We start from the raw sequence: 25,003 nt of genomic DNA, 5'->3' as shown, positions 1-25,003 counted from the left end.
GGGTGTTCTGGGCTTCAGGCGAGGGTACGGACGTCCACGAAGTGGCCGTGCACGGCGGCGGCAGCGGCCATGGCCGGCGACACCAGGTGGGTGCGGCCGCCGTTGCCCTGGCGGCCTTCGAAGTTGCGGTTGCTGGTGGAGGCGCAGCGCTCGCCCGGCTCCAGCCGGTCGGCGTTCATGGCCAGGCACATCGAGCAGCCCGGCTCACGCCACTCGAAGCCCGCGGCCTTGAAGATCTCGTGCAGACCCTCGGCCTCGGCCTGCGCCTTGACCAGACCCGAACCCGGCACCACCAGCGCCAGCTTGATGTTCTTGGCCACCTTCTGGCCCAGCTGCTTCACCACGGCCGCGGCTTCGCGCATGTCCTCGATGCGGCTGTTGGTGCAGGAGCCGATGAACACCTTGTCGACGAAGATGTCGTTGAGCGCCTTGCCCGGCTGCAGGTCCATGTAGGTCAGCGCGCGCTCGATGGCGCCGCGCTTGTTGGGGTCTTTTTCCTTCTCGGGGTCCGGCACGCGGGCGTCCACGCCCAGCACCATCTCGGGCGAGGTGCCCCAGGTCACCTGCGGCACGATCTGCGTGGCATCCAGCTCGACCACGGTGTCGAAGTGCGCACCGGCATCGCTGTGCAGCGTCTGCCAGTAGGCCACGGCCTGGTCCCACTCGACGCCGGTGGGCGACAGCGGGCGGCCCTTGACGTAGGCGATGGTCTTTTCGTCCACGGCCACCAGGCCGGCGCGCGCGCCACCTTCAATGGCCATGTTGCAGACCGTCATGCGGCCTTCCATGCTCAGGCTGCGGATGGCCGAGCCGCCGAACTCGATGGTGTAGCCCGTGCCGCCGGCCGTGCCGATCTTGCCGATGATGGCCAGCACCACGTCCTTGGCGGTGACACCCGGGGCCAGCGCGCCCTCGACGCGGATCAGCATGTTCCTGGCCTTCTTGGCCAGCAGCGTCTGCGTGGCCATCACGTGCTCGACCTCGCTGGTGCCGATGCCGTGCGCCAGCGCACCGAAGGCGCCGTGCGTGGAGGTGTGCGAGTCGCCGCAGACCACGGTCATGCCGGGCAGCGTGGCGCCGTTTTCCGGGCCGATCACGTGCACGATGCCCTGGCGCTTGGACATGAACGGGAAGAACGCTGCCGAGCCGAACTCCAAGATGTTGCTGTCCAGCGTGGTGATCTGCTCCTTGCTGATCGGGTCGGTGATGCCGTCGTAGCCCAGCTCCCAGCCGGTGGTGGGCGTGTTGTGGTCGGCCGTGGCCACGATGGAGCTGACGCGCCAGACCTTGCGGCCGGCCTGGCGCAGGCCCTCGAAGGCCTGCGGGCTGGTCACCTCGTGCACCAGGTGGCGGTCGATGTAGAGCACCGAGGTGCCGTCTTCTTCGGTGTGGACGACGTGTTCGTCCCAGAGCTTGTCGTACAGGGTACGTGCGGTCATGGCTGAGCCTCTCGAGGTCGATCGGTGCCGCCCGCGACGGGCGGCTGAACGGAAAATTCGCCGGGCACGTTCGCCTCGGCGGAACACAGGAATTCGACAAAACGGCGCACGACCCCGGGCAGCACGTCCTGCCCGCGCACGGCCAGCAGGTAGCGACGCCGGGCCCAGGGTTCGTCGAGCCTCAGGCGATGCAGCGCGAACACCCGCGAAAGCCGCTCGGCCACCGCCGAGGGCATGATCGCGATGCCCAGGCCGGCCTCGACCAGCTGGGCGATGGCATCGAAGCCCCGCACCTGGACACGGGTGCGCAAGGCCCGGCCCTGCTCGGTGGCCTGGGCCAGGATCTGCTGCTGGACCGCCGCGCCACTGTGCAGGCCGACGAAGTCGAAGTCGAGCAGCGCCTCGAAGCGCACGGCATCGAGCACCGACAGCGCATGGTCACGCGGGGTGATCACCGCCAGCGTGCCCTCGCGGTAAGGCCAGGTGGTCAGGCGCGGCTCGATCTGCGGCGGCACGAAGATGCCGACGTCGGCCAGACCCTCGGCCACGGAGCGCTGCACCTCGGCGCTGGTCTGGTCCTCGAGGCTGATGCGGATCTCGCGGTGAGCGCCCGAGAAGGCCGCCAGGTCGGGCGGCAGGCATTCGGAGATGGCCGACGAGTTGGCCACCACGCGCAGATGACCACGCACGCCCCGGCTGTATTCGGCCACCTCGTTCTCGAGGCCGTTCAGGCAGGCATGCAGCGAACGGATGTGGCGCACCATCGCCCGCCCCGCCTCGGTGGTCTCGACTCCCCGGGCGCGGCGCTCGAACAGCTGCACGCCCAGGCGCGACTCCAGGTCGCTCAGGCGCTTGCTGGCCGCCGCGAGCGCGAGGTGCTCACGCTCCGCGCCCGCGGTGATGCTGCGCGATTCAGCGATCGCGAGCACCAGATTGAGTGTGACCAGATCAAAGCGCATGGTGGGTGGCAGCCGGCAGGCCGCCATCTTCAGGGCAAGTCACGCCGCCAGGAATCGGCGTTTGTGCAGCCAGCCTTCGCCACGGAAGAAGGCTACGCCAGAAGAACCCCAGAAACCAGAAAAGCCCCTGAAGCTTTTCAGCTTCAGGGGCTTCAGTCTGGAGGAGACGAAGGGATTCGAACCCTTGATGCGGCTCATCACCACATACTCCCTTAGCAGGGGAGCACCTTCGGCCACTCGGTCACGTCTCCGGAGAAGCGAAATTATATTCGCTTTTTCAAGGCGGTGTCAACTCATTGATCGAGCTCGAACGCGCGGTGCAGCGCACGCACGGCCAGCTCCATGTACTTCTCGTCGATCACGACCGAGGTCTTGATCTCGCTGGTGGTGATCATCTGGATGTTGATGCCCTCTTCGCTCAGGCAGCGGAACATCGTGCTGGCCACGCCGGCGTGCGAGCGCATGCCGATGCCCACGATCGACACCTTGCAGATGCGGGTGTCGCCGATCACGGCGGCAGCGCCCAGCGCCGGCACCACATCGGACTTCAGCAGGTCGACCGTGCGCTGGTAGTCGTTGCGGTGCACGGTGAACGAGAAGTCCGTCTTGCCCTCGTTGGACACGTTCTGGATGATCACGTCCACATCGATGTTCGCCTCGGCGACCTTGCCCAGGATGCCATAGGCGATGCCCGGCTTGTCCGGCACGCCCAGGACAGTGATCTTGGCCTCGTCGCGATTGAACGCGATGCCCGACACAACGGCTTGTTCCATCTTCTCGTCTTCCTCGAAAGTGATCAGCGTGCCCGACTTGGCCTCTTCCTCGATGGGGATGTCCCACGAGGTGAAGCTCGAGAGCACGCGCATCGGCACCCGGTACTTGCCGGCGAATTCCACCGAACGGATCTGCAGCACCTTGGAGCCCAGGCTGGCCATCTCCAGCATCTCCTCGAAGGAGATGGTGTGCAGACGCCGGGCCTCGGGCACCACGCGCGGGTCGGTGGTGTAGACCCCGTCGACGTCGGTGTAGATCAGGCACTCGTCGGCCTTCATCGCCGCGGCCACCGCCACGGCGGAGGTGTCCGAGCCGCCCCGGCCGAGCGTGGTGATGTTGTTGCCCTCGTCCACCCCCTGGAAGCCGGTGATCACCACCACCTTGCCAGCGGCCAGATCGGCCCGCACGCGGGCATCGTCGATGCTCTCGATGCGCGCCTTGGTGTAGGACGAGTCGGTCTTGATGGGCACCTGCCAGCCGGAGTAGCTGACGGCCTCCAGGCCTTCGGCCTGGATGGCCAGCGCCAGCAGGCCCACGGAGACCTGCTCGCCCGTGCAGGCGATCATGTCGAGCTCGCGGGCGACCGCCGGCGAGTGCACCGCCGGCGACACGTCCTTGGCCAGGCCGAGCAGGCGGTTGGTCTCGCCGCTCATGGCCGAAGGAACCACCACCATCTGGTGTCCGGCGCGGGCCCACTTGGCCACGCGCTTGGCCACGTTGCGGATGCGCTCGGTCGAGCCCATCGATGTGCCGCCGTATTTGTGAACGATCAGAGCCATGGGTGAGACATTGGCAGATTGAAATGCTGGCGCGTTGCGCCGGACCCGCGGCACAGGAACCGCAGCGGAAAAACCCGGTATTTTACCCGTTCGTGACGGAGTGCCAAGCCAGCGTCACCACAGAAGCGGCGCCGGGTGGTGCGTGGCAGCGTGCATCCAGGCCCAGGCCGGGCACCCACAGCAGCTGTGCACCCCGCCAGACCAGCGGCCCGCCGCGCGCCCAGACGGGCACGGCCAGGAACTGGAACTGCTTCTTCAGCGCGCGCGGCGGTGTCTGCGGCGCCCGCTGGAACTGCTCCCCGCCAGCCCGGGGCTTGAGCGTCAGCACCTCGCCAGGGCACAGCACCAGGCCCGGCTCACCCTCGGCCACCGGACACACCGACAGCACGCCCGCCCATGCCGGCACGGCATGTTCACCCAAGCCGGTGATCTGCAGCGCCAGCGCCTCCGGCCGATCCTCCGCCCCCCCCGTGCCGGCCGGGACCGGATCGACCGGGCCGGGTCGCCATGCCAGCACCCCGCGGTGGTGGTGCAGCCAGCCGGCCTCCCCCACGGACCAACGCCCCTCGGGCGCATGGGCCAGCTCCTCGGCCAGACGCTGCAGCAGCCGGGTCGACACCGCCACCCCCAGCTCGTCGCGCAGCCAGTGCAGCAAGGCGTTGCGCGCCCGGGACGGGCCGAGCACCAGCAGCGCCGGTGTGGCCAGGCCCGCGTCGACCCGGACCCGATCCAGGTCGATGCCGGCCAGCGCCTCGAGGCAGACCCGGGCATCCTGGAGGCGCGAGACCGTCTCGCCAAGCACGGCCGGCGCCTGCGCGAAGGCCTCGCGCAGCACCGGCATCACCTGCAGGCGCAGGCGGTTGCGAGCCAGGCGAAGGTCGGTGTTGCTGTCATCGTCGACGGGGCACAGGTGATGCCGGCCCACGTAGGCCTCGATCGCCGCCCGCGGCCGGGCCAGCCAGGGCCGCAGCCAGCGCAGGCCACCCCGATGCGCCGAAGCGGGCATCGCCGCCAGCCCGGCCACGCCCGCGCCCCGCAGCGCCTGGAGCAGGAAGGTCTCGGCCTGATCGTCCCGGTGGTGGGCCAGCAGCACGGTCGAGCAGGCACTCTCGAGCGCCATCCGCGTCAGCGCCTGGTAACGGGCGCTGCGGGCCATCGCCTCGACGCTCTCGCCACGGGCCGGCCGCAGGGCCAGGCGCCGCACGTGGTGGACCACCACGGCACCCGCGGCACGCAGGTCGGCGCAGCAGGCGGCCACCACCTCGGCCCATTCGTCGGCATGCGGACTCAGACCGTGGTGCACATGCAGGGCATGGACCTCGATGCCGCGTGGCCGCGCCCAGCACGTGGCTGCGTGCAGCAGCGCCATGGAGTCGCGCCCCCCGCTGCAGGCCACCGCCAGCCGGCCGCACGCATCGCCCTCGCCCTCGCCCAGGGCAAGGTCCAGCGCATGCGGCAGCACGGACCAGGCGTCGTCGGGATCGGTCATCGGCATCAAGAACGACGACGCCTGCCACGGGGCAGGCGTCGCACCGGGGGCAAGGCGGAGATCAGCCGCCCTTGGTGTCGCTGAAGCGACCGTAGCTGCGCAGGCGGTCGTAGCGCTGGTTCAGCAGGTCCTTGACCGACAGGTCGACCACCTGGCGCAGGCTGTCGTTGAGCGCACGCTTGAGGTAGACCGCCATCTGCTTGCGGTCGCGGTGGGCGCCACCGACGGGCTCGCTGATGATCTTGTCGATCAGGCCCAGCGCCTTCAGGCGGTGGGCGGTGATGCCCAGCGCCTCGGCGGCGTCGCTGGCACGCTCGGACGTCTTCCACAGGATGGATGCACAGCCTTCGGGCGAGATGACCGAATAGACCGAGTACTGCAGCATCAGCACCTGGTCGGCCACGCTGATGGCCAGCGCGCCGCCGGAGCCGCCTTCGCCGATGATGGTCGTGACGATCGGCACCTCGAGCTGCGCCATCTCGAAGATGTTGCGGCCGATGGCCTCGGACTGGCCACGCTCCTCGGCGCCGATGCCCGGATAGGCACCGGGCGTGTCGACGAAGGTGAACACCGGCAGGCCGAACTTCTCGGCCAGCTTCATCAGGCGCAGCGCCTTGCGGTAACCCTCGGGGCGCGACATGCCGAAGTTGCGGGCCGCACGCTCCTTGGTGTCACGGCCCTTCTGGTGGCCCAGCACCATGCAGGCGCGGCCATTGAAGCGCGCCAGCCCGCCCACGATCGACTGGTCGTCGGCGAACGCACGGTCGCCGTGCAGCTCCTGGTAGTCGGTGAAGATCTCGCTGACGTAGTCCAGCGTGTAGGGACGCTGCGGATGGCGGGCGATCAGCGTGACCTGCCAGGGACTCAGCGTCGAATAGATGTCCTTGGCGAGCTGCAGGCTCTTCTTGGACAGTCGGTCGATCTCCTCGGAGATGTCGACCGAGGACTCGTTCTGCACGTAGCGCAGTTCCTCGATCTTGGTTTCGAGCTCGGCAATGGGCTGCTCGAATTCGAGGAAATGTCGTTTGCTCATCTGTAAAACTCCTCAACTGGAGCCGTGTGACGGCGACCAGTTTAGTCTAGCGGTCGGCCGGCAGCGGGTCGAGACTGCGCCACAGGTACCACGTGGCCACGGTCCGGTACGGCGCCCAGGCGTCGCCGACCTCGCGGGCCTCGGCCCGCGACACCGGCTCGCCACTGAAATAGTTCAGGCTGATGCCCTTGATCAGGCCGACATCGTCGAGCGGCAGCACGTTCGGGCGCATCAGGTGGAAGATCAGGAACATCTCGGCCGTCCAGCGGCCGATGCCACGGATCGCCACCAGCTCGTCGATGATGGCCTCGTCGTCCATGTCGGCCCAGCTGGTCTCGTGCACCGCCCCGTCGACGAAATGCTGGGCCAGGTCGCGCAGGTAATCGACCTTGCGCAGCGACAGGCCGGCCGTGCGCATGGTGTCGATGGTCAGCGCCAGCACGGCCGGCGGGGTCACCACCGGATCGGCACCGGGCTGCAGCAGCGCGACGAAGCGGCCCCAGACCGACTGGGCCGACTTGACCGAGATCTGCTGGCCGATGATCGAGCGGGCCAGCGTCGTGAAGGCGTCGCCGCGGGTCTGCAGCCGCGCCTCGCCGAAACGCGGGATGAGCTTCTTCATCACCCGGTCGCGGCGGACCAGGTGCTTGCAGGCCTCATCCCAGTAGTCGGGCATGACCAGCGAGGTCGAAGGGCTGGGAATCATCACGGCGGACTCAGGCACGAACCCAGGTGGTGCCCTGCGGGCCGTCCTTGAGCTCGACGCCCTGCCCGGCCAGCTCCGCGCGGATGCCGTCGGCCTGCTTGAAGTCACGCGCCTTCTTGGCCTGCGCACGCGCCTCGATGCGCTCGAGGATCCAGGCCTCGTCCACCGCGGCGGCGCCCTGCCCGCCCTGCAGGTGCTCCAGCGGCGGCTGTTGCAGCAGGCCCAGCACCTCGCCCAGGCGCCTCAGCAGTCCGGCCGAGCGGGTCGAGCCGGTGCGGTTGACGTCCGAGGCCAGCTCGAAGAGCACGGCCACGGCCAGCGGCGTGTTGAAATCCTCGTCCATCGCCTGGCGGAAACGTGCGGCGACCGGATCGGCCCAGTCGAGCTCGACCTCGTCGGGCGTGACGCTGGCCAGGGCGGTGTAGAGGCGGCGCAGCGCGTTGCGCGCGTCGTCCAGCCCGGCATCGCTGAAGTTGAACGGGCTGCGGTAGTGCACGCGCAGCATGAAGAAGCGCACCGTCTCGCCGTCGTAGCTCCTGAGCACGTCGCGGATGGTGAAGAAGTTGCCCAGGGACTTGGACATCTTCTCGTTGTCGACGTTCAGGAAGCCGTTGTGGATCCAGTAACGGGCGAAGGGCTGGCCATTGGCGCCCTCGCTCTGCGCGATCTCGTTCTCATGGTGCGGGAACTGCAGGTCCAGACCACCGCCATGGATGTCGAAGGTCTCGCCCAGCAGCGCGCAGCTCATGGCCGAGCACTCGATGTGCCAGCCGGGCCGCCCGGCACCGAACTCGGAGTCGTACTTCGCGTCCACCGGCTCCTCGGGCTTGGCCGCCTTCCAGAGCACGAAGTCGAGCGGGTCGTCCTTGCCATCGGCCACGGCCACGCGCTCGCCGGCACGCAGCTGGTCCAGCGACTTGCCCGACAGGCGGCCGTAGCCGGGGAAACGGCGCACGGCGTAGTTCACGTCGCCACCGGCAGCCCGATAGGCCAGGCCCCGGGACTCCAGGCGCGAGATCATCGACAGCATCTGCGGCACGTACTCGGTGGCCCGCGGCTCGTGGGTCGGCCGCTCGATGCCCAGCGCGCCGATGTCCTGGTGCATCGCCGCGGTCATCTCGTCGGTCAGCTGGCGGATCGTGATGCCACGCTCGAGCGCACGACGGATGATCTTGTCGTCGATGTCGGTGATGTTGCGCACGTAGGTCACCTGCCAGCCGCTGGCCCGCAGCCAGCGGTAGACCACGTCGAAGGCCATCATCATGCGTGCATGGCCGACGTGACACAGGTCATAGATCGTCATGCCGCAGACGTACATGCGGGCGTGGCCAGGCTCGATCGATTGAAACGGCTCCAGCGCTCGGGTCAGGCTGTTGTGGATTCGTAGAGTCATGAGGAAAAGCGGAAGACCGACCGTCGGCCAGGACGATCGGGGGCACTGCAGCAGGGACGTCGGCGAACGGTTCACCCGGCCACAGGCATCGGACCCCGCCAGGTGGCCGGTCGTGGCCAGGCCGCGGGACCCGGCGAGGTGAGGCCCCCGCAGGGGCGTCCGCCAGTATAGCGGGCGGCTCGCTGCGGCTTACATCTGAAACAGCGGCGCACGCCCGGGCGCCGGCACCGCCACAATGGCGGCCTGTCGCAGCTTTCCCATCCGTCCCATGCAAAGAACCAAACGACACGCCCTGATCCTGGCCGCCACGCTGGGCCTGAGCCTGAGCCTGAGTGCGCCGCTCCAGGCTCAGACCCCGGAGAGCCGGGTCCGCCTGAGCACCACCGCCGGCGACATCGTCATCGATCTGGATCCGGCCAAGGCCCCGGGCACCGTCGCCAACTTCATCGAGTACGTGAAGGCCGGCCACTACGACGGCACCGTCTTCCACCGCGTCATCCCGAACTTCATGGTCCAGGGCGGCGGCATGGACGCCCAGCTGCGCGAAAAGCCCACGCGTGCCCCGATCAAGCTCGAGAGCCGCAGCGGACTGCTCAACAAGCGCGGCACAATCGCGATGGCGCGCACTGGTTTTCCGCACTCGGCCACCTCGCAGTTCTTCATCAACGTGAAGGACAACGCATTCCTCGATGCTGCCAACTCGTCCGACGGCAACGGCTACGCGGTCTTCGGCCAGGTGGTCAGCGGCATGGAGACGGTGGACCGGATCACCACCGTGCGCACGGGCGCGCAGGGCCAACACCGCGACGTCCCGACCGAACCCATCCTCATCAAAAAAGCCAGCCTGGAGAAGTGACATGGCCAATCCTCAAGTCGACCTCAACACCAACCACGGCGTGATCCGCATCGAGCTGGATCAAGCCAACGCGCCGATCTCCACCGAGAACTTCCTGGCCTACGTCAAGAGCGGGCATTACGCCGGCACGATCTTCCACCGCGTCATCAAGGGCTTCATGGTCCAAGGCGGCGGCTTCGAGGTCGGCATGGGCCAGAAGCCCACGCTGGCGCAGATCCAGAACGAGGCCAACAACGGCCTGAAGAACAACAAGTACACCCTGGCGATGGCACGCACCAACGTGCCGCACTCGGCCACGGCGCAGTTCTTCATCAACACGGTCGACAACGACTTCCTGAACTTCCGCTCCGAGACGCCGCAGGGCTGGGGCTACGCGGTGTTCGGCAAGGTCATCGCCGGCACGGACGTGGTCGACAAGATCGAGAAGGTCCGCACCGCCACGAAGGGCTTCCACGAGAACGTGCCGGTCGAGGACGTGGTCATCACCAGCGCCAGCGTCGTCGAGTGAGCCTGGCCCCGCTCCCGGTCGAGGCCGAAGCGGGCTGGCTCAGCCGGATCGATGCCGCCCCGCACTGGGGCTGCATCGATCTCCTCAGCGATCTGCACCTGAGTCCGGACACCCCCCGGACCACCCGCGCCCTGCTCGACCACCTGAGTCGCACCCCGGCCTCGGCCGTGCTGCTGCTGGGTGACATCTTCGAGGCCTGGGTCGGTGACGATGTGCTGGACACCCCGTCACGGGCGGGTTTCGAGCTCGACACCCTGACCGCGTTGCGGGCCGCCGGCCAGCAGCGCTGGCTGGGTTTCATGCAGGGCAACCGCGACTTCCTGTTCGGCAACGACGCGCTGGCCGCGGGCGGCCTGCACGGGCTGCACGACCCCTGCGTGCTGCAGGCCTTCGGGCGGCGCCTCGTGCTCAGCCACGGGGATGCACTCTGCCTCGATGACCAGGACTACCAGCGCTTTCGCCGGCAGGTGCGCCACGCCGACTGGCAGCGGGCCGTGCTGGCCCGTCCGCTGGCCGAGCGCCGGGCGCTGGCCAGCCAGCTGCGCCAGGCCAGCGACCAGCGCCGCGATGCCGCAGGCGCCACCGACTACGGCGACCTCGACGCCCAGGCGGTGAGCCAGCTGCTGCAGGCCCGCGACAGCGAGATCCTGGTGCACGGCCACACCCACCGCCCGACCGTCCATGCGCACGCAGGGGGATGCAGCCGCTGGGTCCTGTCCGACTGGGACCTCGACCACCCGGATGCCGGTCACCCCGCACGCGCCGAGGTCCTGCGCCTGAGCCCCCAGGGCCTGGTTCGCATCGACCTGTGCGCACCGCCGCCGTGAACTGGGCGCAGCGCCTGCTGGGTCGCCTGCGGCGGCCCGCACCGGAGATCCCCGACACGCTCTGGCTGCAGGCGCTGCACGACTGTCCGATGCTGTCGCGCCGGCCGCTGGCCGACGTCTGGCGGCTGCGCCAGCTCAGCGCCCGGTTCCTGCAGGACAAGGAATTCAGCGTGGCCGGCGACCTGGAGCTGGACGACCGCATGGCACTGGCCATCGCCGCCCAGGCCTGCGTGCCGGTGATCCACCTCGACCTGTCGCTCTACGACGGCTTCGTGGGCATCGTCATCCAGCCGGGCGAGGTGGACGTGCAGCGCACCTGGTCCGACGAGATCGGGCTGGTGCACAGCCGCCGCGACACGCTCAGCGGCGAGATCGTGCCGGGCGGGCCGGTGATGCTGTCCTGGCCCGACGTGCAGCAGGGCCGGCATGCGATGGAGACCGGCTACAACGTGGTGATCCACGAGTTCGCCCACGTCATCGACGCGGCCGACGGCCATGTCGACGGCCTGCCGCCGATGCCCGACCGGGCCACGCAGGAGCGCTGGCTGCGGGTGCGTGACGCCGCCTTCGAACGGCTGGTGCAGCAGGCCGACGAGGATCGCCCCGGCGTGCTGGACCCCTACGGCGCCGAAAGCCTGGAGGAGTTCTTCCCCGTGGCCTGCGAGAGCTACTTCTCGCAGGGACGACGCCTGCGCCGCGCCGAGCCCGAGCTCTACCAGCTGCTGAGCGACTACTTCCGGCAGGACAGCGCCGCCTTCCTCTGACACGGCCATGAACGCGGCCATGAAAAAGGGGCTCCGCGGAGCCCCTCTGGTGGTCGGACGTGCGGGCCTCAGGAGGCCGCGGCCGCCGGTTCGGCCTTCGACTTGTCGTTCTTGCGCGGCTCGATGTCGAGCTTGACCTGACCGTCGGCATCGATGTCCACCGTGAGGCGGCCACCGTCGCTGAGGCGACCGAACAGCAGCTCGTCGGCCAGCGCACGCCGGATCGTGTCCTGGATCAGGCGCTGCATCGGACGTGCGCCCATCAGCGGATCGAAGCCACGCTTGCCCAGGTGCTTGCGCAGCGCATCGGTGAAGGTGACCTCGACCTTCTTCTCCGACAGCTGGCCTTCGAGCTGCAGCAGGAACTTGTCGACCACCCGCAGGATGATCTCCTCGTCGAGCGGACGGAAGCTGACGATCGCGTCCAGCCGGTTGCGGAACTCCGGCGTGAACATGCGCTTGATGTCGCCCATCTCGTCGCCGCTCTCGCGGGCTGTCGTGAAGCCGATCGTCGCCTTGTTCATCGTCTCGGCCCCCGCATTGGTCGTCATCACGATGATGACGTTGCGGAAGTCGGACTTGCGGCCGTTGTTGTCGGTCAGCGTGCCGTGGTCCATCACCTGCAGCAGCACGTTGAAGACGTCCGGGTGCGCCTTCTCGATCTCGTCGAGCAGCAGCACGCAGTGCGGCTTCTTCGTCACGGCCTCGGTCAGCAGGCCACCCTGGTCGAAGCCGACATAACCCGGAGGCGCACCGATCAGGCGGCTGACGGCGTGGCGTTCCATGTACTCCGACATGTCGAAGCGGATCAGGTCGATGCCCAGGATGTAGGCCAGCTGCTTGGCGACCTCGGTCTTGCCCACGCCGGTCGGGCCGCTGAACAGGAAGGAGCCGATCGGCTTGTCCGGCTTGCCCAGGCCCGAGCGCGCCATCTTGATCGCGCCGGTCAGCGCCTCGATGGCGGCATCCTGTCCGAACACGACGCTCTTGAGGTCACGATCCAGGCTCTTGAGCTTGCCGCGGTCGTCGGTGGACACGTTCGCGGGCGGGATGCGCGCGATCTTGGCCACGATCTCCTCGACCTCAGTGCGGGTGATCTTCTTCTTCTGCTTGCTCTTGGGCAGCACACGCTGGGCCGCACCGGCCTCGTCGATCACGTCGATCGCCTTGTCCGGCAGGTGACGGTCGTTGATGTACTTGGCCGACAGCTCTGCAGCAGCCTGCAGCGCACCGACGTCGTACTTGACGCTGTGGTGCTCCTCGAAGCGCGACTTCAGGCCCTTCAGGATCTCGACGGTCTGCTCGACCGACGGCTCGACCACGTCGACCTTCTGGAAACGGCGCGACAGGGCCGCGTCCTTCTCGAAGATGCCGCGGTACTCGGTGAAGGTGGTCGCCCCGATGCACTTGATCTGGCCCGAGCTCAACGCCGGCTTGAGCAGGTTGCTCGCGTCCAGCGTGCCGCCGCTGGCCGCACCGGCGCCGATCAGCGTGTGGATCTCGTCGATGAACAGCACCGCGTGGGCGTGTTCCTTCAGTTGCTTGAGCACGCCCTTGAGGCGCTGCTCGAAGTCGCCGCGGTACTTCGTGCCGGCCAGCAGCGCGCCCATGTCGAGCGAGTACACCGTGGCCTCGGCCAGCACGTCGGGCACGTCGCCCTGCACGATGCGCCAAGCCAGGCCCTCGGCGATCGCGGTCTTGCCCACGCCGGCCTCGCCCACGAGCAGCGGGTTGTTCTTGCGGCGCCGGCACAGGATCTGGATCACCCGCTCGACCTCGTGCTCGCGCCCGATCAGCGGATCGATGCGCCCGTCACGGGCGGCCTGGTTCAGGTTCTGCGTGTACTGGTCCAGCGGCGTGCCCTTGGCCTCGCCCTCTTCCTTGTCCACCTCGGCCGGGCTCGGCTCGCTGGACTTGCTGGGCTCGGGCGGGTCGGACTTCTTGATGCCGTGGGCGATGTAGTTCACCACGTCCAGGCGGGTCACGCCCTGCTGGTGCAGGTAGTAGACGGCGTGCGAGTCCTTCTCGCCGAAGATCGCCACCAGCACGTTGGCACCGGTGACTTCCTTCTTGCCGTTGCCGGTGGACTGCACATGCATGATGGCGCGCTGGATCACGCGCTGGAAACCCAGCGTCGGCTGGGTATCCACCTCGTCGGTGCCCCCGACGGTGGGCGTGTTTTCCTTGATGAACTGCGCCAGGTTCTTGCGCAGGTCATCGATATTGGCAGCGCATGCTTTGAGGACTTCAGAGGCCGACGGGTTGTCCAGCAAGGCCAGGAGCAGGTGCTCGACCGTGATGAACTCGTGCCGCTGCTGGCGCGCCTCGACAAACGCCATGTGCAGACTGACTTCCAACTCTTGCGCGATCATGCGACCTCCATAATGCACTGGAGCGGGTGACCCGCCCTCCGTGCGGCTGCCAGAACCATCTCGACCTTGGTGGCCGCTACGTCCTTGATGTAGACACCACAAACAGCGTGCCCATCATGGTGAATCTTCAACATGATGTGGGTAGCCGCCTCGATGTCGTGATGGAAATGCTGCTGCAGCACCATCACGACAAACTCCATGGGCGTGTAGTCGTCGTTGAGCAGCACGACCTGATAGACGGGTGGAGGCTCCACCCGCTGCTCCTGCCGCTCGGCGACGACATCGCCCTGCCCGTCGTCAGGCTTCACGGGCTGGATGGGCGACTGCGGATTATTGCTGGCCATGAATACCATTCTATAGAGCGTCACGCCGACCTGCAGGACGGCACGGGCTTGGGCGTGGCAGACATCGGGCTTCCTTTCCTGCTGCGCGTTGATTGTTGCACCGCGCCACAAAGCCCGAACGGCCGAGTTGCAGATTCTTGACACGCTTGCTTGGCCTACCGAAAATGAAAGTTACAAATTCAAAATCAAGGAGAAAACAATGGCCCATGCCCATGGCACGGTCAAATGGTTCAATGACGTCAAGGGTTTCGGCTTCATCGAGCCAGAGGAAGGCGGCGAGGACATCTTCGCGCACTTCTCGGCCATCCAGATGGAAGGCTTCCGCACCCTCAAGCAGGGGTCGCGGGTGCGGTTCGAGGTCGTCGACGGCCCGAAGGGCAAGCTCGCCCAGAACATCCTGGCCCCCGAATCCGGTGACGCCCCCGCCTGAGGCGGTGGCTCAGCAGGCGTCGCAACGGGTGGCCGACGCCCCCTCGCAGGCGCTGCCCTGGCAGCAGTGCGCCGTCAGATAGGCCAGCAGCGCATTCATGTGGCCGATGGCCGGCCGGTAGATCAGGTGGCGCCCGTCACGCTCCTGGGTCACCAGGTCGGCGTGGGTCAGCTCCTTCAGGTGGAAGGACAGCGTCGAGGCCGGCACATCCAGCGTCGCCGACAGGGCTCCGGGCGTCATGCCCTGCGGACCGGCACCGACCAGCGCACGGAATATGCGCAGGCGCATGCCCTGAGCCAGCGCGGCCAGCGCGCTGACGGCGTCCTTCTCTTCCATCGAGCAATCTCCAGCGGATGATCAAACCGGACACCAGCCCCTGCCGGCGTCCACCGTTCCATTCTGCTGGAATCATGCGCCCGAAGCCAGCGCATGGCGTGCACGGACGCCATGCGCATGCGTCACATGTGATCGATCATCACCTGCCCGAAGCCCGAGCACGACACCTGCACCGCCCCTTCCATCAGGCGGGCGAAGTCGTAGGTGACCTTCTTGGAGGCGATCGCACGCTCCATCGACGCCAGGATCAGGTCGGCCGCCTCGGTCCAGCCCATGTGGCGCAGCATCATCTCGGCCGACAGGATCTCGGAGCCCGGGTTGACGTAGTCCTTGCCGGCGTACTTCGGCGCGGTGCCATGGGTGGCCTCGAAGCAGGCCACGGAGTCGCTCAGGTTGGCCCCCGGGGCGATGCCGATGCCACCGACCTGGGCGGCCAGCGCATCGGAGATGTAGTCGCCGTTGAGGTTGAGCGTCGCGATCACCGAGTATTCGGCCGGGCGCAGCAGGATCTGCTGCAGGAAGGCATCGGCGATCGAGTCCTTGATCGTGATGGTCCGGCCGGTCTTCGGATTCGTGAAGCCGCACCACGGGCCGCCATCGATCAGCTGGGCACCGAACTCACGCTGCGCCAGTGCGTAGGCCCAGTCACGGAAGCCACCTTCGGTGAACTTCATGATGTTGCCCTTGTGCACGATGGTCACGCTGGGACGGTCGTTGTCGATCGCGTACTGGATCGCCTTGCGCATCAGGCGCTCGGTGCCTTCGACCGAGACCGGCTTGATGCCCAGGCCCGAGGTCTCGGGGAAGCGGATCTTCCTGACGCCCATCTCTTCCTGCAGGAACCGGATGAGCTTCCTGGCCTTCTCGCTGCCGGCCTCGTATTCGATGCCGGCGTAGATGTCCTCCGAGTTCTCGCGGAAGATCACCATGTCGATCTTGTGGGGCTCCTTCACGGGCGAAGGCACGCCCTTGAAGTACTGCACCGGACGCAGGCAGACATACAGGTCCAGCTCCTGGCGCAGCGCCACGTTCAGCGAACGGATGCCACCGCCGACCGGCGTCGTCAGCGGGCCCTTGATCGAGACCACGTACTCGCGCAGCACGTCGAGCGTCTCGGCCGGCAGCCACACGTCGGGGCCGTAGATCCGGGTCGACTTCTCGCCAGCGTAGATCTCCATCCAGTGGATCTTGCGGTCGCCGCCATAGGCCTTGGCCACCGCGGCGTCCACGACCTTGATCATCACCGGGGTGATGTCCAGGCCGATGCCGTCACCCTCGATGAACGGGATGATCGGCTGATTCGGGACATTCAGGGAAAAGTCCGCGTTGACGGTGATCTTCTCGCCTCCGGCGGGCACCTGGATGTGCTGGTACATGTAGCTGGCTCCGTTCTGCAGATGGGGAATCGATGGGCGATGTCCCGAACCGGGAATCTTAAGGGAAGCGCATGGGCCCGCGCGGGTGACGGCACCGCGCTGGCGCAGCGTGACGGCCGGCCGGAAGTCGGGCCCGCCCGGGCCTCACAGGCACCAGGCGGCCTGCTCGGTCAGGCCCATGCCATGCAGCAGGGTCCAGCCGGCGGTGATGGCCAGCATCACGCCGCTGAGCCGCAGGCCCAGCGCGCCACCGTCATCGGCGGGGCCGCGCCCCAGCGCACGCGGCACCCAGCGCGTCCAGATCAACGGGCCCAGCAGCAGGCCGGCGGTGCTGGTCAGAGCGAAGACCAGCATCACCAGCGCGCCCTCCAGCGGGCTCGAGGCCAGTGCGGCCAGCAGCAAGGCGGCATGCAGCAGCCCGCAGGGCAGCAGCGGCCAGAGCATGCCCAGCCCGACACCACGGGCTTCGGCGGGCATGCGGATGCGGGCCCAGCCCCCGGGCGCGGGGCGCACCGGCGGGCGCCCCAGCATCCGCTCGGCCCAGGCTTCGATGGATGCCGGCAGGCGACCCCGCAGCAGCAGCCACAGACCCAGGCCGAGGGTGAAGAACTGCAACAGGTTCCAGAGCGGCCGCAGCCAGTCGGTGCCCAGGGACAGCCACCGGACCGCACCGACCACCGAGGCGGCGAGCGCACCGGCCAGCACATAGGCGATCACGCGGCCGGCCAGCACCGCCGCCACGCCGCGGGCGGTGGAGCGGGCACCGCAGGCCCGTCCGGCCGCCGCGCAGCCCGAGCCGCACATGCCCGCACAGTGGGGCAGGCCCGCCAGGCCCATCAGCAGGGCGGAGAGAAGCAGCGCGCCGGTCATCGTGTCCCGTCAGATCACCTTGGAAAAACGCTCCCTCGCCTGATCGGTCGTGGCGTAACGGTCGAAGACCATCGCCACCGCACGGACAAAGTACCAGCCAAGCGCAGTGAGCTCGAACCCGTCATTGTCCCGGATCAGCAGGCCGTCGGCCTCGAGGCCCGCCAAGGCCTCGAGCTCGTGCCTGAAATACGTGTGCACGTCGATCAGGTGCGCCAGGCTGACGGACTCGTAGCTCAGGCGGCCATGGCACATGATCGACATGATCACCGCGCGCCGCACCAGATCGTCACGCGACAGCACCAGGCCGCGCACCACCGGCAGCAGGCCGCGCCGCAGGCCGTCGTAGTACTCGTCGAGCGTCTTGGCGTTCTGGCTGTAGGTCACGCCGATGCGGCTGATGGCCGACACGCCGAGCGCCACCAGGTCGCAGTCGGGCTGGGTGCTGTAGCCCTGGAAGTTGCGGTGCAGCCGACCCTGGCGCTTGGCCTGAGCCAGCGGGTCGTCCGGCAGCGCGAAGTGGTCCATGCCGATGTACTGGTAGCCGTGGCTGATGAAGCCGCTGATCGCCTGGGACAGCATGCCGATGCGCTGACCGCCGCTGGGCAGCTGCTCGTTGACGATGCGGCGCTGCGGCTTGAAGCGCTGCGGCAGGTGGGCATAGCCGTACAGCGCGATGCGGTCCGGCCGCAGGCCGGCCACCTGGCGCACCGTGCGGGAAAAGCTCTCGGTCGTCTGCAGCGGCAGGCCGTAGATCAGGTCGACGTTGATCGAGTCGAAGCCGAGCTCGCGGGCATCGGACATCAGCGCCTGCACCTGCTCGAAAGGCTGCAGGCGATGCACCGCACGCTGCACCGCCTCGTCGAAGTCCTGGACACCGAAGGACACGCGGTTGAAGCCCAGCTCGCGCAGGTGCTGCAGGCGATCGCGCGTCACGGTGCGGGGGTCGATCTCGATGGAGTATTCACCCCGCTCGGCGAACTTCAGCCGTGCCCGCAGGCCCTGCATCAGGCGATCGAGCTCGGCATCGCTGAGGAAGGTCGGCGTGCCGCCGCCGAAATGCAGCTGCGTGGTGTGCACGCCGCGCCCCATGACGTCGCAGACCAGATCGAGCTCGTGCAGCACCGCATCGATGTACGGCGCCGAGCGGTCATGGTCACGCGTGACCACCTTGTTGCAGGCGCAGTAGTAGCAGACCGACTCACAGAACGGCAGGTGCACATAGACCGACAACGGACCGCCCGCCCCGCCGACCGCCCCCAGCTGACGCTGCGACAGCGCCTGCTGCAGGTCGCGTTCGGTGAAGGCCTCGACAAAACGGTCGGCCGTCGGATAAGACGTGTAGCGCGGACCCGACCGGTCCATGCGCGACAGCAGGTCGTCACTCAGCGTGGGCGTGGGCGTGGGCATGTCGATCAGCATTCGTTCCATGGCAGCGACTGTGCCGCCTGCCCCGCCTCCCTCACCTTGACATGGCTCAAGCAACATTCAGCGTCGGCCTTCAAGAATGCGATCCGTTGACGTCGTCACCCCTTCCGGAGCCCGGCTCGGAGGACGAAAATCGACTCGGCCCCACCCTGGCACCTTCATAATCGATGCCCATGACGAACGCGACCCTCCCCACTCCCCGACTCGATGCCCTGAAGGTGGCCTGCTCCGCCTGCAACCTGCGGGAGCTGTGCCTGCCGGTGGGTCTGTCCGACGACGAGATGCAATCGCTCGACGACATGGTCAGCACCCGACGCATCGTCAAGCGCGGTGACAGCCTGTTCCACGCCGGCGAGCCGTTCGCGGCGCTGTACGCGGTGCGCACCGGCTTCTTCAAGACGGTGATCTCCGCCTCCGACGGACGGGAGCAGGTCACCGGCTTCCAGATGGCCGGCGAGCTGATCGGCCTGGACGGCATCAGCACCGACAAGCATTCCTGCGATGCCATCGCGCTCGAGGATTCGCAGGTCTGCCTGATCCCCTACAGCCAGCTCGAGTCGCTGTCGCGCGAGTTCACGCTGCTGCAGCACCAGTTCCACAAGATCATGAGCCGCGAGATCGTGCGCGATCATGGCGTGATGCTGCTGCTGGGCAGCATGCGCGCCGAGGAGCGGCTGGCCGCTTTCCTGCTGAACCTGACGCAGCGCCTGCAGGCGCGCGGCTTCTCCGCCTCGGCGCTGGTGCTGCGCATGACCCGCGAGGAGATCGGCAGCTACCTGGGCCTGAAGCTCGAGACGGTCAGCCGCACGTTCTCGAAGTTCCAGGAAGAAGGCATCCTGGAGGTCAAGCAGCGCGACATCCGCATCCTCGACCAGGATGCGCTGCAGCGGGTCGTCAACGGCGCCCACTGCTGAAGCCGGCACCACCCGGCTTCCCGGATGACAAAGGGCCCCGCGGGGCCCTTTGTCATGTGCGCTTCAGCGGTGCAGCACCTCGAGGTGAGGGTCCTGGCTGAGCAGCTGGGTCACCCCGCCGGCCAGCGAGATGATCCACCAGAACAGCAGGAAGGCCAGCGTGTAGACGGCACTGCTGCCGATCGCCAGCTCGGATCCGCCCAGCCAGCGCAGGTCGGCAGGATCGACGAAGGCAAACACCAGCATCTCCAGGACCCCGGCCATCAGGAACGAGGGCCAGAGCACTGCGGCAGCGCGCTGCCAGAACGGATTGAGCGTGACCAGATCCGGGTCGGGTGGATAGTTGCCTTCGACGTTGCCCATGGCTATTTGCCTCCTGTGGCTGCGTGGTTGCGTCCCTGGATGGCCGGCAGGTGGGCCGCGTCCTTCGCCGACGACTGGGTCGACGACACCGTGGATCCACCGGCCTGCGTCGGCTCGAGCACCGGGTCGGGATGGGTGATGGCCAGGCCCAGGGTGATGAAGGACGCCACCACCACCACCAGGGGACCGGCGATGACCAGCCACACCGTGCCGACACGCCACCAGGGCTCGGCGGCAGGCGATGGGCTGGAGAGGCTGTTCACGGCTTGATTCATCAGTTTTCCAATCGATGGCTTGGTGTATGGGATCCGCGCTCGCTCGGCGAGTTCAGCGCGGAATCATGAACGTGGATTTCTCTCGCACCAGGGCGGGCAACGAGCCATCACCCTGCACCTGCTGCACGTCGAAGAAGATCGGATGCACCCCGGCACCGGCCTGCTGCGCCCGCTCGAACGGGATCTGCACGCTGACGGTGATCCAGCGGGCCTCGGCCGGGCCGAGCACCACGTCGGAGAACTCGGGCACGGAGGCATCGGCCAGTCCTTCGACGGCCACGCGGTAGGTCTGGCTGGCTTCGGTCGCATTCATGATCTGCAGGCGGTAGACGTTCTCGATGCGACCGTCCTCGACCTGGCGCGCCAGCGAGGCCCGGTCTCGCACGATGTCCACCTTGAACGGTGAGCGTTGCCAGATGCTCAGGCCCACGGCGCCGACGATCAACAGGAGTATCCCGGTGTAGACCAGCACGCGCGGGCGCAGCGCACGGCGCATCATCTGCGCGCGGGTCCAGCCGTTGGCCAGTCCGTTCTGGGTGGCGTAGCGGATCAGGCCCTTCTCGTAGCCCATCTTGTCCATCACGCCATCGCAGACGTCGATGCACGCGGCGCAGCCGATGCACTCGTACTGCAGCCCCTGGCGGATGTCGATGCCGGTCGGGCAGACCTGCACGCACAGACCGCAGTCGACGCACGAACCCAGGCCGACCTTGGCCGGATCGGCCTTGCGGCTGCGGGAACCGCGCGGCTCGCCGCGGGCGGTGTCGTAGCTGATGACCAGCGTGTCCTTGTCGAACATCACGCTCTGGAAGCGGGCGTACGGACACATGTACTTGCAGACCTGCTCACGCATGTGACCGGCATTGCCATAGGTCGCGAAGGCGTAGAACAGCACCCAGAACCACTCCCAGGGCCCGAAGCCCAGGCTCATCGCCTCGGCGACCAGCGTGTGGATGGGCGTGAAGTAGCCGACGAAGGTGAAGCCAGTCCAGAGCGAGAACAGCGTCCAGGCCAGCTGCTTGCCGCCCTTGCGGGCCCACTTCTCGGCCGTCCACGGACCTTCGTCCAGCTTCATGCGCTTGATGCGGTTGCCTTCGATCTTCTCCTCGATCCACAGGAAGATCTCGGTGTAGACCGTCTGGGGGCAGGCATAGCCGCACCAGACCCGACCGGCCACCGCCGTGAAGAGGAACAGCAGATAGGCGCTGATGATCAGCAGCCCCGTCAGGTAGATGAAGTCCTGCGGGTGCAGCACCAGGCCGAAGATGTAGAAACGCCGCGTGCCCAGGTCGAACAGCACCGCCTGGCGGTCGTTCCAGAGCAGCCACGGCGTCGCGTAGTAGACGATCTGCGTCAACCAGACGAACACCCAGCGCCAGGACGCGAACCACCCGGTCACGGATCGAGGGTAGATCTTCTTGGTCTTGGCGTAGAGAGAGACGACCTCGACGGAGTCATCCGTCGAAGCCGATCGAGCTGGCGTGCTGCTGTTGTCCATGACCTACTTTGCAAATAAAAAACACGGCGTTCGACTGCTCGGACGCCGTGTCGTGCAGAGGCGCAAGCCTTACTGCGCGGTCGTCACCATCGCGGTCTTCGCGCCCGGCTTGTTGGACAAGCTCCAGACGTAGGCTGCCAGCACGCGGATCTGCTCCGGCGACAGGCGGCTGGCGTGCTGCGGCATCATGTTGGTCTTGCCGTTCGTGACCATGGACACGATCGCCGACTCACCCCAGCCGTGCAGCCAGACCTTGTCGGTCAGGTTCGGAGCGCCAAGGGCTTGGTTGCCCTTGCCATCCGGACCGTGACAAGCCGCGCACACACCGAACTTCGACTTGCCCAGCTGGGCAGCGATGCTGTTGTGGGCGCTGCCGGACAGGCTCAGCACGTAGTTGGCAACGTTGCGCACATCTTCGGGGCTTCCCACCGCGGGCGCCATGACGGGCATCATGCCCTGCCGGCCCTTGGTGATGGTCTCGATGATGGTTTCGTGGGCACCACCATACAGCCAGTCCTTGTCGGTCAGGTTCGGAAAGCCCTTGCTGCCGCGGGCATCCGAGCCGTGGCAACCGGCGCAGTTGTTGGCGAACAGGCGCTCGCCGATGCCCATGGCCTGCGCGTCACCCGCGAGGGCTTCCACCGGCATGTTGTCGAAACGGGCATAGACCGGCTTCAGGGCTTCCAGCGCCTTTTCCTTCTCGGCGACGTACTGGCCCTTGCTGCTCCACTTGAGCTGACCGCTGACATTGCCGAAGCCCGGATAGAGCGTCAGGTAGAGCACCGCGAAGACGATGGTGATCACGAACAGGCCCATCCACCAGCGCGGCAGCGGGTTGTTCAGTTCCTGAAGGTTCTCGTCCCAGACGTGGCCTGTCGTGTTGTCATTGGCCATGACCTTGCGCTTGCTGGCCACGGCCAGCACGAACACGCAGAACAGCAGGCCGCCACCGACGACGGCCATGATGAAGAGAGACCATCCGTTGTTGAAGAAGTCACTCACGAGCGCCTCCGATCGTTGCGGACGCGGTGTCGTCGGCCTGGAAAGGCAGCGCCGCCGCGTCGTCAAAGTCCTGACGGTTCTTCTTCGAATAGGCCCAGGCGATGATGCCCAGGAATGCGGCGAAGAAGCCGACCGTCACCATGCTGCGCAGGAAATTCACATCCATGTCAGCCTCACTTGTTGTTGGCCGTGCCGAGCACCTGCAGGTAGGCGATCACCGCCTCCATTTCGGTCTTGCCCTTGACGTCTTCGGCCGCCTTGGCGATCTCGTCGTCGGTGTAGGGCACGCCGACCTTGCGCAGCGCCGCCATCTTCGGGCCCACGTCGGCAGGCACGATCATCCCGGTGTTCAGCCAGGAGTAGGCGGGCATGTTCGACTCGGGCACCAGATCACGCGGGTTGTTCAGGTGGATGCGATGCCATTCGTCGCTGTACTTGCCGCCCACGCGATGCAGGTCGGGACCGGTGCGCTTGGAGCCCCACTGGAAGGGGTGGTCGTAGACGAACTCACCGGCCAGCGAGATGTTGCCGTAGCGCAGCGTCTCGGCACGGAAGGGACGGATCATCTGCGAGTGGCAGTTGTAGCAGCCCTCGCGCAGGTAGACGTCACGACCGGCCAGCTGCAGCGCGGTGTAGGGCTTGAGGCCTTCGACCGCTTCGGTGGTGGAGCGCTGGAAAAACAGCGGAACGATTTCGGTGATGCCGCCCCAGATGACCGTCAGCAGCGTGAGCACGATCATCAGGAAGTTGGAGGTCTCGATGCGCTCGTGACCGCCGACGGCGTGGTTCTTGTCAGCCATGTTGTTTTCTCCAGGTCCGTTCAGGCGTGGGCGACAGCCAGGGGGATGGGCGTCGATTCAACCTTGCCCGAGCGCACCGTCATGACCGAGTTCCAGGCCATCAGCAGCATGCCCGTGAGGTACAGGACACCACCGGCGACGCGGATCACGTAGAACGGATAGGTGGCCTTGACGCTCTCGACGAAGCTGTAGACCAGCGTGCCGTCCGGGTTGACCGCACGCCACATCAGGCCCTGCATGACGCCGGCGATCCACATCGCGGCGATGTAGAGCACGATGCCGATGGTGGCGACCCAGAAGTGCAGCTCGACCGCACGCATGCTGTACATCGTCTTGCGACCGAACATGCGCGGGATCAGGTAGTACAGCGAGCCGATCGACACCATGCCCACCCAGCCCAGGGCGCCGGAGTGCACGTGGCCGACGGTCCAGTCGGTGTAGTGCGACAGCGCGTTGACGGTCTTGATGGACATCATCGGACCTTCGAAGGTCGACATGCCGTAGAACGACAGCGAGACGATCAGGAACTTCAGGATCGGGTCGTCACGCAGCTTGTGCCACGCACCCGACAGGGTCATGATGCCGTTGATCATGCCGCCCCAGGAGGGAGCCAGCAGCACCAGCGAGAAGATCATGCCCACCGACTGCGTCCAGTCCGGCAGCGCCGTGTAGTGCAGATGGTGCGGGCCCGCCCACATGTAGGTGAAGATCAGCGCCCAGAAGTGCACGATCGACAGGCGATAGGAGTACACCGGACGCTCGGCCTGCTTGGGGATGTAGTAGTACATCATGCCCAGGAAGCCGGCGGTCAGGAAGAAGCCGACCGCATTGTGGCCGTACCACCATTGCACCATCGCGTCCTGCACGCCGGCGTAGACCGAGTAGCTCTTGGTCAGCGACACCGGGATCACGGCGCTGTTGACGATGTGCAGCAGGGCCACGGCGATGATGAAGGCACCGAAGAACCAGTTCGCCACGTAGATGTGACGGACCTTGCGGATGCCCACCGTGCCGAAGAACACGACGGCGTAGGAGACCCACACCACGGCGATCAGGATGTCGATCGGCCATTCGAGTTCAGCGTATTCCTTGCCCTGGGTGTAGCCCAGCGGCAGGGAGATGGCCGCCAGCACGATGACCAGCTGCCAGCCCCAGAAGGTGAACTGGGCCAGTCCGGGCATGAACAGGCGGGTCTGGCAGGTGCGTTGCACCACGTGATAGCTGGTGGCGAACAGCGCGCAGCCACCGAACGCGAAGATCACCGCGTTGGTGTGCAACGGCCGCAAGCGACCGTAGCTGAGCCACGGAATACCGAAGTTGAGTTCAGGCCATGCCAGCTGGGAGGCGATGATCACCCCCACCAGCATGCCCACCACGCCCCACAGCACCGAAGCCAGGGCAAATAGCCTGACGGTCGAGTCCGTGTATACCGGGCGAGCCGTTTGTGAAGTTATAGACATTGGTTGTGCTC

The 25,003-nt window shown here is 66.9% G+C and carries 27 protein-coding genes and 1 tRNA gene; 6 read left to right on the top strand and 22 right to left on the bottom strand.

Going from position 1 to position 25,003, the window contains the following annotated elements; all coding sequences use genetic code 11:
* Positions 1-14: 14 nt before the first annotated feature.
* From leuC to cysS, 9 genes are all read right to left on the bottom strand, one after another.
* Complete coding sequence (gene leuC / locus C7444_RS03190; protein WP_110399376.1) at positions 15-1,439, bottom strand: 3-isopropylmalate dehydratase large subunit; 1,425 nt, start codon at positions 1,437-1,439, stop codon at positions 15-17.
* Complete coding sequence (locus C7444_RS03185) at positions 1,436-2,368, bottom strand: LysR family transcriptional regulator (RefSeq protein ID WP_245909386.1); 933 nt, start codon at positions 2,366-2,368, stop codon at positions 1,436-1,438. The genes leuC and C7444_RS03185 overlap by 4 nt, the downstream gene beginning before the upstream one ends.
* 69 nt (positions 2,369-2,437) lie before the next feature.
* The gene (locus C7444_RS20170) at positions 2,438-2,596 is read right to left on the bottom strand and encodes a hypothetical protein (RefSeq protein ID WP_170130609.1); all 159 of its coding nucleotides are present in this window, start codon (positions 2,594-2,596) and stop codon (positions 2,438-2,440) included.
* Positions 2,557-2,649, bottom strand: a tRNA-Ser gene (locus C7444_RS03180). Before C7444_RS03180 ends, C7444_RS20170 begins: the two co-directional genes overlap by 40 nt.
* A 42-nt stretch (positions 2,650-2,691) precedes the next feature.
* Positions 2,692-3,951, bottom strand: a complete 1,260-nt coding sequence (locus C7444_RS03175; RefSeq protein ID WP_110399375.1) for an aspartate kinase — start codon at positions 3,949-3,951, stop codon at positions 2,692-2,694.
* A gap of 82 nt (positions 3,952-4,033) precedes the next feature.
* Positions 4,034-5,440 (bottom strand): tRNA lysidine(34) synthetase TilS, encoded by a 1,407-nt coding sequence (tilS, locus tag C7444_RS03170; protein WP_110399374.1) that lies wholly within the window; start codon positions 5,438-5,440, stop codon positions 4,034-4,036.
* A gap of 61 nt (positions 5,441-5,501) precedes the next feature.
* Positions 5,502-6,473 (bottom strand): acetyl-CoA carboxylase carboxyltransferase subunit alpha, encoded by a 972-nt coding sequence (locus C7444_RS03165; protein WP_110399373.1) that lies wholly within the window; start codon positions 6,471-6,473, stop codon positions 5,502-5,504.
* Between the two features lie 46 nt (positions 6,474-6,519).
* The gene (locus C7444_RS03160; protein WP_375136899.1) at positions 6,520-7,287 is read right to left on the bottom strand and encodes a DNA-3-methyladenine glycosylase family protein; all 768 of its coding nucleotides are present in this window, start codon (positions 7,285-7,287) and stop codon (positions 6,520-6,522) included.
* Entirely contained in the window at positions 7,190-8,572 is a 1,383-nt protein-coding gene (gene cysS / locus C7444_RS03155; RefSeq protein WP_110399371.1) for a cysteine--tRNA ligase, read from the bottom strand. Before cysS ends, C7444_RS03160 begins: the two co-directional genes overlap by 98 nt.
* A gap of 268 nt (positions 8,573-8,840) precedes the next feature.
* Here cysS and C7444_RS03150 point away from each other — a divergent pair, with 268 nt between their 5' ends.
* Genes C7444_RS03150 through C7444_RS03135 form a run of 4 tightly spaced genes read left to right on the top strand, consistent with a single transcriptional unit; the run spans position 8,841 to position 11,527 of the window.
* Positions 8,841-9,428, top strand: coding sequence for a peptidylprolyl isomerase (locus tag C7444_RS03150; RefSeq protein ID WP_110399483.1), 588 nt, complete (start codon positions 8,841-8,843; stop codon positions 9,426-9,428).
* A gap of 1 nt (position 9,429) precedes the next feature.
* Complete coding sequence (locus tag C7444_RS03145) at positions 9,430-9,936, top strand: peptidylprolyl isomerase (protein ID WP_110399370.1); 507 nt, start codon at positions 9,430-9,432, stop codon at positions 9,934-9,936.
* Positions 9,933-10,763, top strand: a complete 831-nt coding sequence (locus C7444_RS03140) for a UDP-2,3-diacylglucosamine diphosphatase (protein ID WP_310732619.1) — start codon at positions 9,933-9,935, stop codon at positions 10,761-10,763. The genes C7444_RS03145 and C7444_RS03140 overlap by 4 nt, the downstream gene beginning before the upstream one ends.
* A complete protein-coding gene (locus C7444_RS03135; protein WP_170130597.1) occupies positions 10,745-11,527 on the top strand; it encodes a M90 family metallopeptidase in 783 nt (260 codons plus the stop codon). Before C7444_RS03140 ends, C7444_RS03135 begins: the two co-directional genes overlap by 19 nt.
* 68 nt (positions 11,528-11,595) lie before the next feature.
* Here C7444_RS03135 and clpA read toward each other — a convergent pair whose 3' ends face one another.
* On the bottom strand, positions 11,596-13,899 hold the full coding sequence (gene clpA / locus C7444_RS03130) for an ATP-dependent Clp protease ATP-binding subunit ClpA (RefSeq protein WP_110399369.1): 2,304 nt from the start codon (positions 13,897-13,899) through the stop codon (positions 11,596-11,598).
* Positions 13,896-14,243, bottom strand: a complete 348-nt coding sequence (gene clpS, locus C7444_RS03125; RefSeq protein WP_375136898.1) for an ATP-dependent Clp protease adapter ClpS — start codon at positions 14,241-14,243, stop codon at positions 13,896-13,898. The genes clpA and clpS overlap by 4 nt, the downstream gene beginning before the upstream one ends.
* A gap of 199 nt (positions 14,244-14,442) precedes the next feature.
* Between clpS and C7444_RS03120 the strand changes: the two genes are divergently transcribed.
* A complete protein-coding gene (locus C7444_RS03120) occupies positions 14,443-14,673 on the top strand; it encodes a cold-shock protein (RefSeq protein ID WP_110399368.1) in 231 nt (76 codons plus the stop codon).
* A gap of 9 nt (positions 14,674-14,682) precedes the next feature.
* Here the strand turns inward: C7444_RS03120 and C7444_RS03115 are convergent, their stop codons facing one another.
* From C7444_RS03115 to hemN, 4 genes are all read right to left on the bottom strand, one after another.
* Positions 14,683-15,009: an ArsR/SmtB family transcription factor gene (locus tag C7444_RS03115; protein WP_110399367.1), complete on the bottom strand. Its 327-nt coding sequence runs from the start codon at positions 15,007-15,009 to the stop codon at positions 14,683-14,685.
* Positions 15,010-15,131: 122 nt separating this feature from the next.
* On the bottom strand, positions 15,132-16,385 hold the full coding sequence (gene icd, locus C7444_RS03110; RefSeq protein WP_110399366.1) for an NADP-dependent isocitrate dehydrogenase: 1,254 nt from the start codon (positions 16,383-16,385) through the stop codon (positions 15,132-15,134).
* Positions 16,386-16,529: 144 nt separating this feature from the next.
* The gene (locus C7444_RS03105) at positions 16,530-17,255 is read right to left on the bottom strand and encodes a sulfite exporter TauE/SafE family protein (protein WP_110399365.1); all 726 of its coding nucleotides are present in this window, start codon (positions 17,253-17,255) and stop codon (positions 16,530-16,532) included.
* Between the two features lie 9 nt (positions 17,256-17,264).
* Positions 17,265-18,683, bottom strand: a complete 1,419-nt coding sequence (hemN, locus tag C7444_RS03100) for an oxygen-independent coproporphyrinogen III oxidase (protein WP_110399364.1) — start codon at positions 18,681-18,683, stop codon at positions 17,265-17,267.
* 170 nt (positions 18,684-18,853) lie between these two features.
* On the opposite strand from hemN, the gene fnr reads away from it, so the two are divergent.
* Positions 18,854-19,594 (top strand): fumarate/nitrate reduction transcriptional regulator Fnr, encoded by a 741-nt coding sequence (gene fnr, locus C7444_RS03095; RefSeq protein WP_110399363.1) that lies wholly within the window; start codon positions 18,854-18,856, stop codon positions 19,592-19,594.
* A 63-nt stretch (positions 19,595-19,657) separates the two neighbouring features.
* On the opposite strand, the gene C7444_RS03090 is transcribed toward fnr, so the two are convergent.
* The 7 genes from C7444_RS03090 to ccoN form a co-directional block, all read right to left on the bottom strand.
* On the bottom strand, positions 19,658-19,957 hold the full coding sequence (locus C7444_RS03090; protein WP_245909385.1) for a hypothetical protein: 300 nt from the start codon (positions 19,955-19,957) through the stop codon (positions 19,658-19,660).
* A 2-nt stretch (positions 19,958-19,959) separates the two neighbouring features.
* Positions 19,960-20,220, bottom strand: a complete 261-nt coding sequence (locus C7444_RS03085) for a hypothetical protein (RefSeq protein WP_310732618.1) — start codon at positions 20,218-20,220, stop codon at positions 19,960-19,962.
* Positions 20,221-20,284: 64 nt separating this feature from the next.
* On the bottom strand, positions 20,285-21,730 hold the full coding sequence (gene ccoG / locus C7444_RS03080) for a cytochrome c oxidase accessory protein CcoG (RefSeq protein WP_110399361.1): 1,446 nt from the start codon (positions 21,728-21,730) through the stop codon (positions 20,285-20,287).
* Positions 21,731-21,799: 69 nt separating this feature from the next.
* Entirely contained in the window at positions 21,800-22,732 is a 933-nt protein-coding gene (gene ccoP / locus C7444_RS03075; protein ID WP_110399360.1) for a cytochrome-c oxidase, cbb3-type subunit III, read from the bottom strand.
* Positions 22,725-22,898: a cbb3-type cytochrome oxidase subunit 3 gene (locus C7444_RS03070; RefSeq protein WP_110399359.1), complete on the bottom strand. Its 174-nt coding sequence runs from the start codon at positions 22,896-22,898 to the stop codon at positions 22,725-22,727. The genes ccoP and C7444_RS03070 overlap by 8 nt, the downstream gene beginning before the upstream one ends.
* Before the next feature lie 7 nt (positions 22,899-22,905).
* Positions 22,906-23,532, bottom strand: coding sequence for a cytochrome-c oxidase, cbb3-type subunit II (gene ccoO, locus C7444_RS03065; protein ID WP_110399358.1), 627 nt, complete (start codon positions 23,530-23,532; stop codon positions 22,906-22,908).
* Between the two features lie 20 nt (positions 23,533-23,552).
* Complete coding sequence (ccoN, locus tag C7444_RS03060; protein WP_110399357.1) at positions 23,553-24,992, bottom strand: cytochrome-c oxidase, cbb3-type subunit I; 1,440 nt, start codon at positions 24,990-24,992, stop codon at positions 23,553-23,555.
* Positions 24,993-25,003: the final 11 nt, after the last annotated feature.

The organism is Sphaerotilus hippei (genome assembly GCF_003201595.1).
Classification (GTDB): Bacteria; Pseudomonadota; Gammaproteobacteria; order Burkholderiales; family Burkholderiaceae_C; genus Sphaerotilus; species Sphaerotilus hippei.
The sequence above is the reverse complement of the archived record's forward strand: the minus strand, read 5'-3'. Positions and strand labels throughout refer to the sequence as shown.

What these genes read in the sequence shown, in the direction of transcription:
- cysS (WP_110399371.1), bottom strand. Translation starts at nt 8,572, where the DNA reads ATGACTCTACGAATCCACAACAGCCTGACCCGAGCGCTGGAGCCGTTT.
- clpA (WP_110399369.1), bottom strand. Translation starts at nt 13,899, where the DNA reads ATGATCGCGCAAGAGTTGGAAGTCAGTCTGCACATGGCGTTTGTCGAG.
- C7444_RS03145 (WP_110399370.1), top strand. Translation starts at nt 9,430, where the DNA reads ATGGCCAATCCTCAAGTCGACCTCAACACCAACCACGGCGTGATCCGC.
- ccoG (WP_110399361.1), bottom strand. Translation starts at nt 21,730, where the DNA reads ATGGACAACAGCAGCACGCCAGCTCGATCGGCTTCGACGGATGACTCC.
- C7444_RS03115 (WP_110399367.1), bottom strand. Translation starts at nt 15,009, where the DNA reads ATGGAAGAGAAGGACGCCGTCAGCGCGCTGGCCGCGCTGGCTCAGGGC.
- ccoO (WP_110399358.1), bottom strand. Translation starts at nt 23,532, where the DNA reads ATGGCTGACAAGAACCACGCCGTCGGCGGTCACGAGCGCATCGAGACC.
- C7444_RS03175 (WP_110399375.1), bottom strand. Translation starts at nt 3,951, where the DNA reads ATGGCTCTGATCGTTCACAAATACGGCGGCACATCGATGGGCTCGACC.
- clpS (WP_375136898.1), bottom strand. Translation starts at nt 14,243, where the DNA reads ATGGCCAGCAATAATCCGCAGTCGCCCATCCAGCCCGTGAAGCCTGAC.
- hemN (WP_110399364.1), bottom strand. Translation starts at nt 18,683, where the DNA reads ATGGAACGAATGCTGATCGACATGCCCACGCCCACGCCCACGCTGAGT.
- C7444_RS20170 (WP_170130609.1), bottom strand. Translation starts at nt 2,596, where the DNA reads ATGAGCCGCATCAAGGGTTCGAATCCCTTCGTCTCCTCCAGACTGAAG.
- C7444_RS03120 (WP_110399368.1), top strand. Translation starts at nt 14,443, where the DNA reads ATGGCCCATGCCCATGGCACGGTCAAATGGTTCAATGACGTCAAGGGT.
- C7444_RS03070 (WP_110399359.1), bottom strand. Translation starts at nt 22,898, where the DNA reads ATGGATGTGAATTTCCTGCGCAGCATGGTGACGGTCGGCTTCTTCGCC.
- C7444_RS03090 (WP_245909385.1), bottom strand. Translation starts at nt 19,957, where the DNA reads ATGGGCAACGTCGAAGGCAACTATCCACCCGACCCGGATCTGGTCACG.
- leuC (WP_110399376.1), bottom strand. Translation starts at nt 1,439, where the DNA reads ATGACCGCACGTACCCTGTACGACAAGCTCTGGGACGAACACGTCGTC.
- C7444_RS03165 (WP_110399373.1), bottom strand. Translation starts at nt 6,473, where the DNA reads ATGAGCAAACGACATTTCCTCGAATTCGAGCAGCCCATTGCCGAGCTC.
- C7444_RS03150 (WP_110399483.1), top strand. Translation starts at nt 8,841, where the DNA reads ATGCAAAGAACCAAACGACACGCCCTGATCCTGGCCGCCACGCTGGGC.
- tilS (WP_110399374.1), bottom strand. Translation starts at nt 5,440, where the DNA reads ATGACCGATCCCGACGACGCCTGGTCCGTGCTGCCGCATGCGCTGGAC.
- icd (WP_110399366.1), bottom strand. Translation starts at nt 16,385, where the DNA reads ATGTACCAGCACATCCAGGTGCCCGCCGGAGGCGAGAAGATCACCGTC.
- ccoN (WP_110399357.1), bottom strand. Translation starts at nt 24,992, where the DNA reads ATGTCTATAACTTCACAAACGGCTCGCCCGGTATACACGGACTCGACC.
- fnr (WP_110399363.1), top strand. Translation starts at nt 18,854, where the DNA reads ATGACGAACGCGACCCTCCCCACTCCCCGACTCGATGCCCTGAAGGTG.
- C7444_RS03105 (WP_110399365.1), bottom strand. Translation starts at nt 17,255, where the DNA reads ATGACCGGCGCGCTGCTTCTCTCCGCCCTGCTGATGGGCCTGGCGGGC.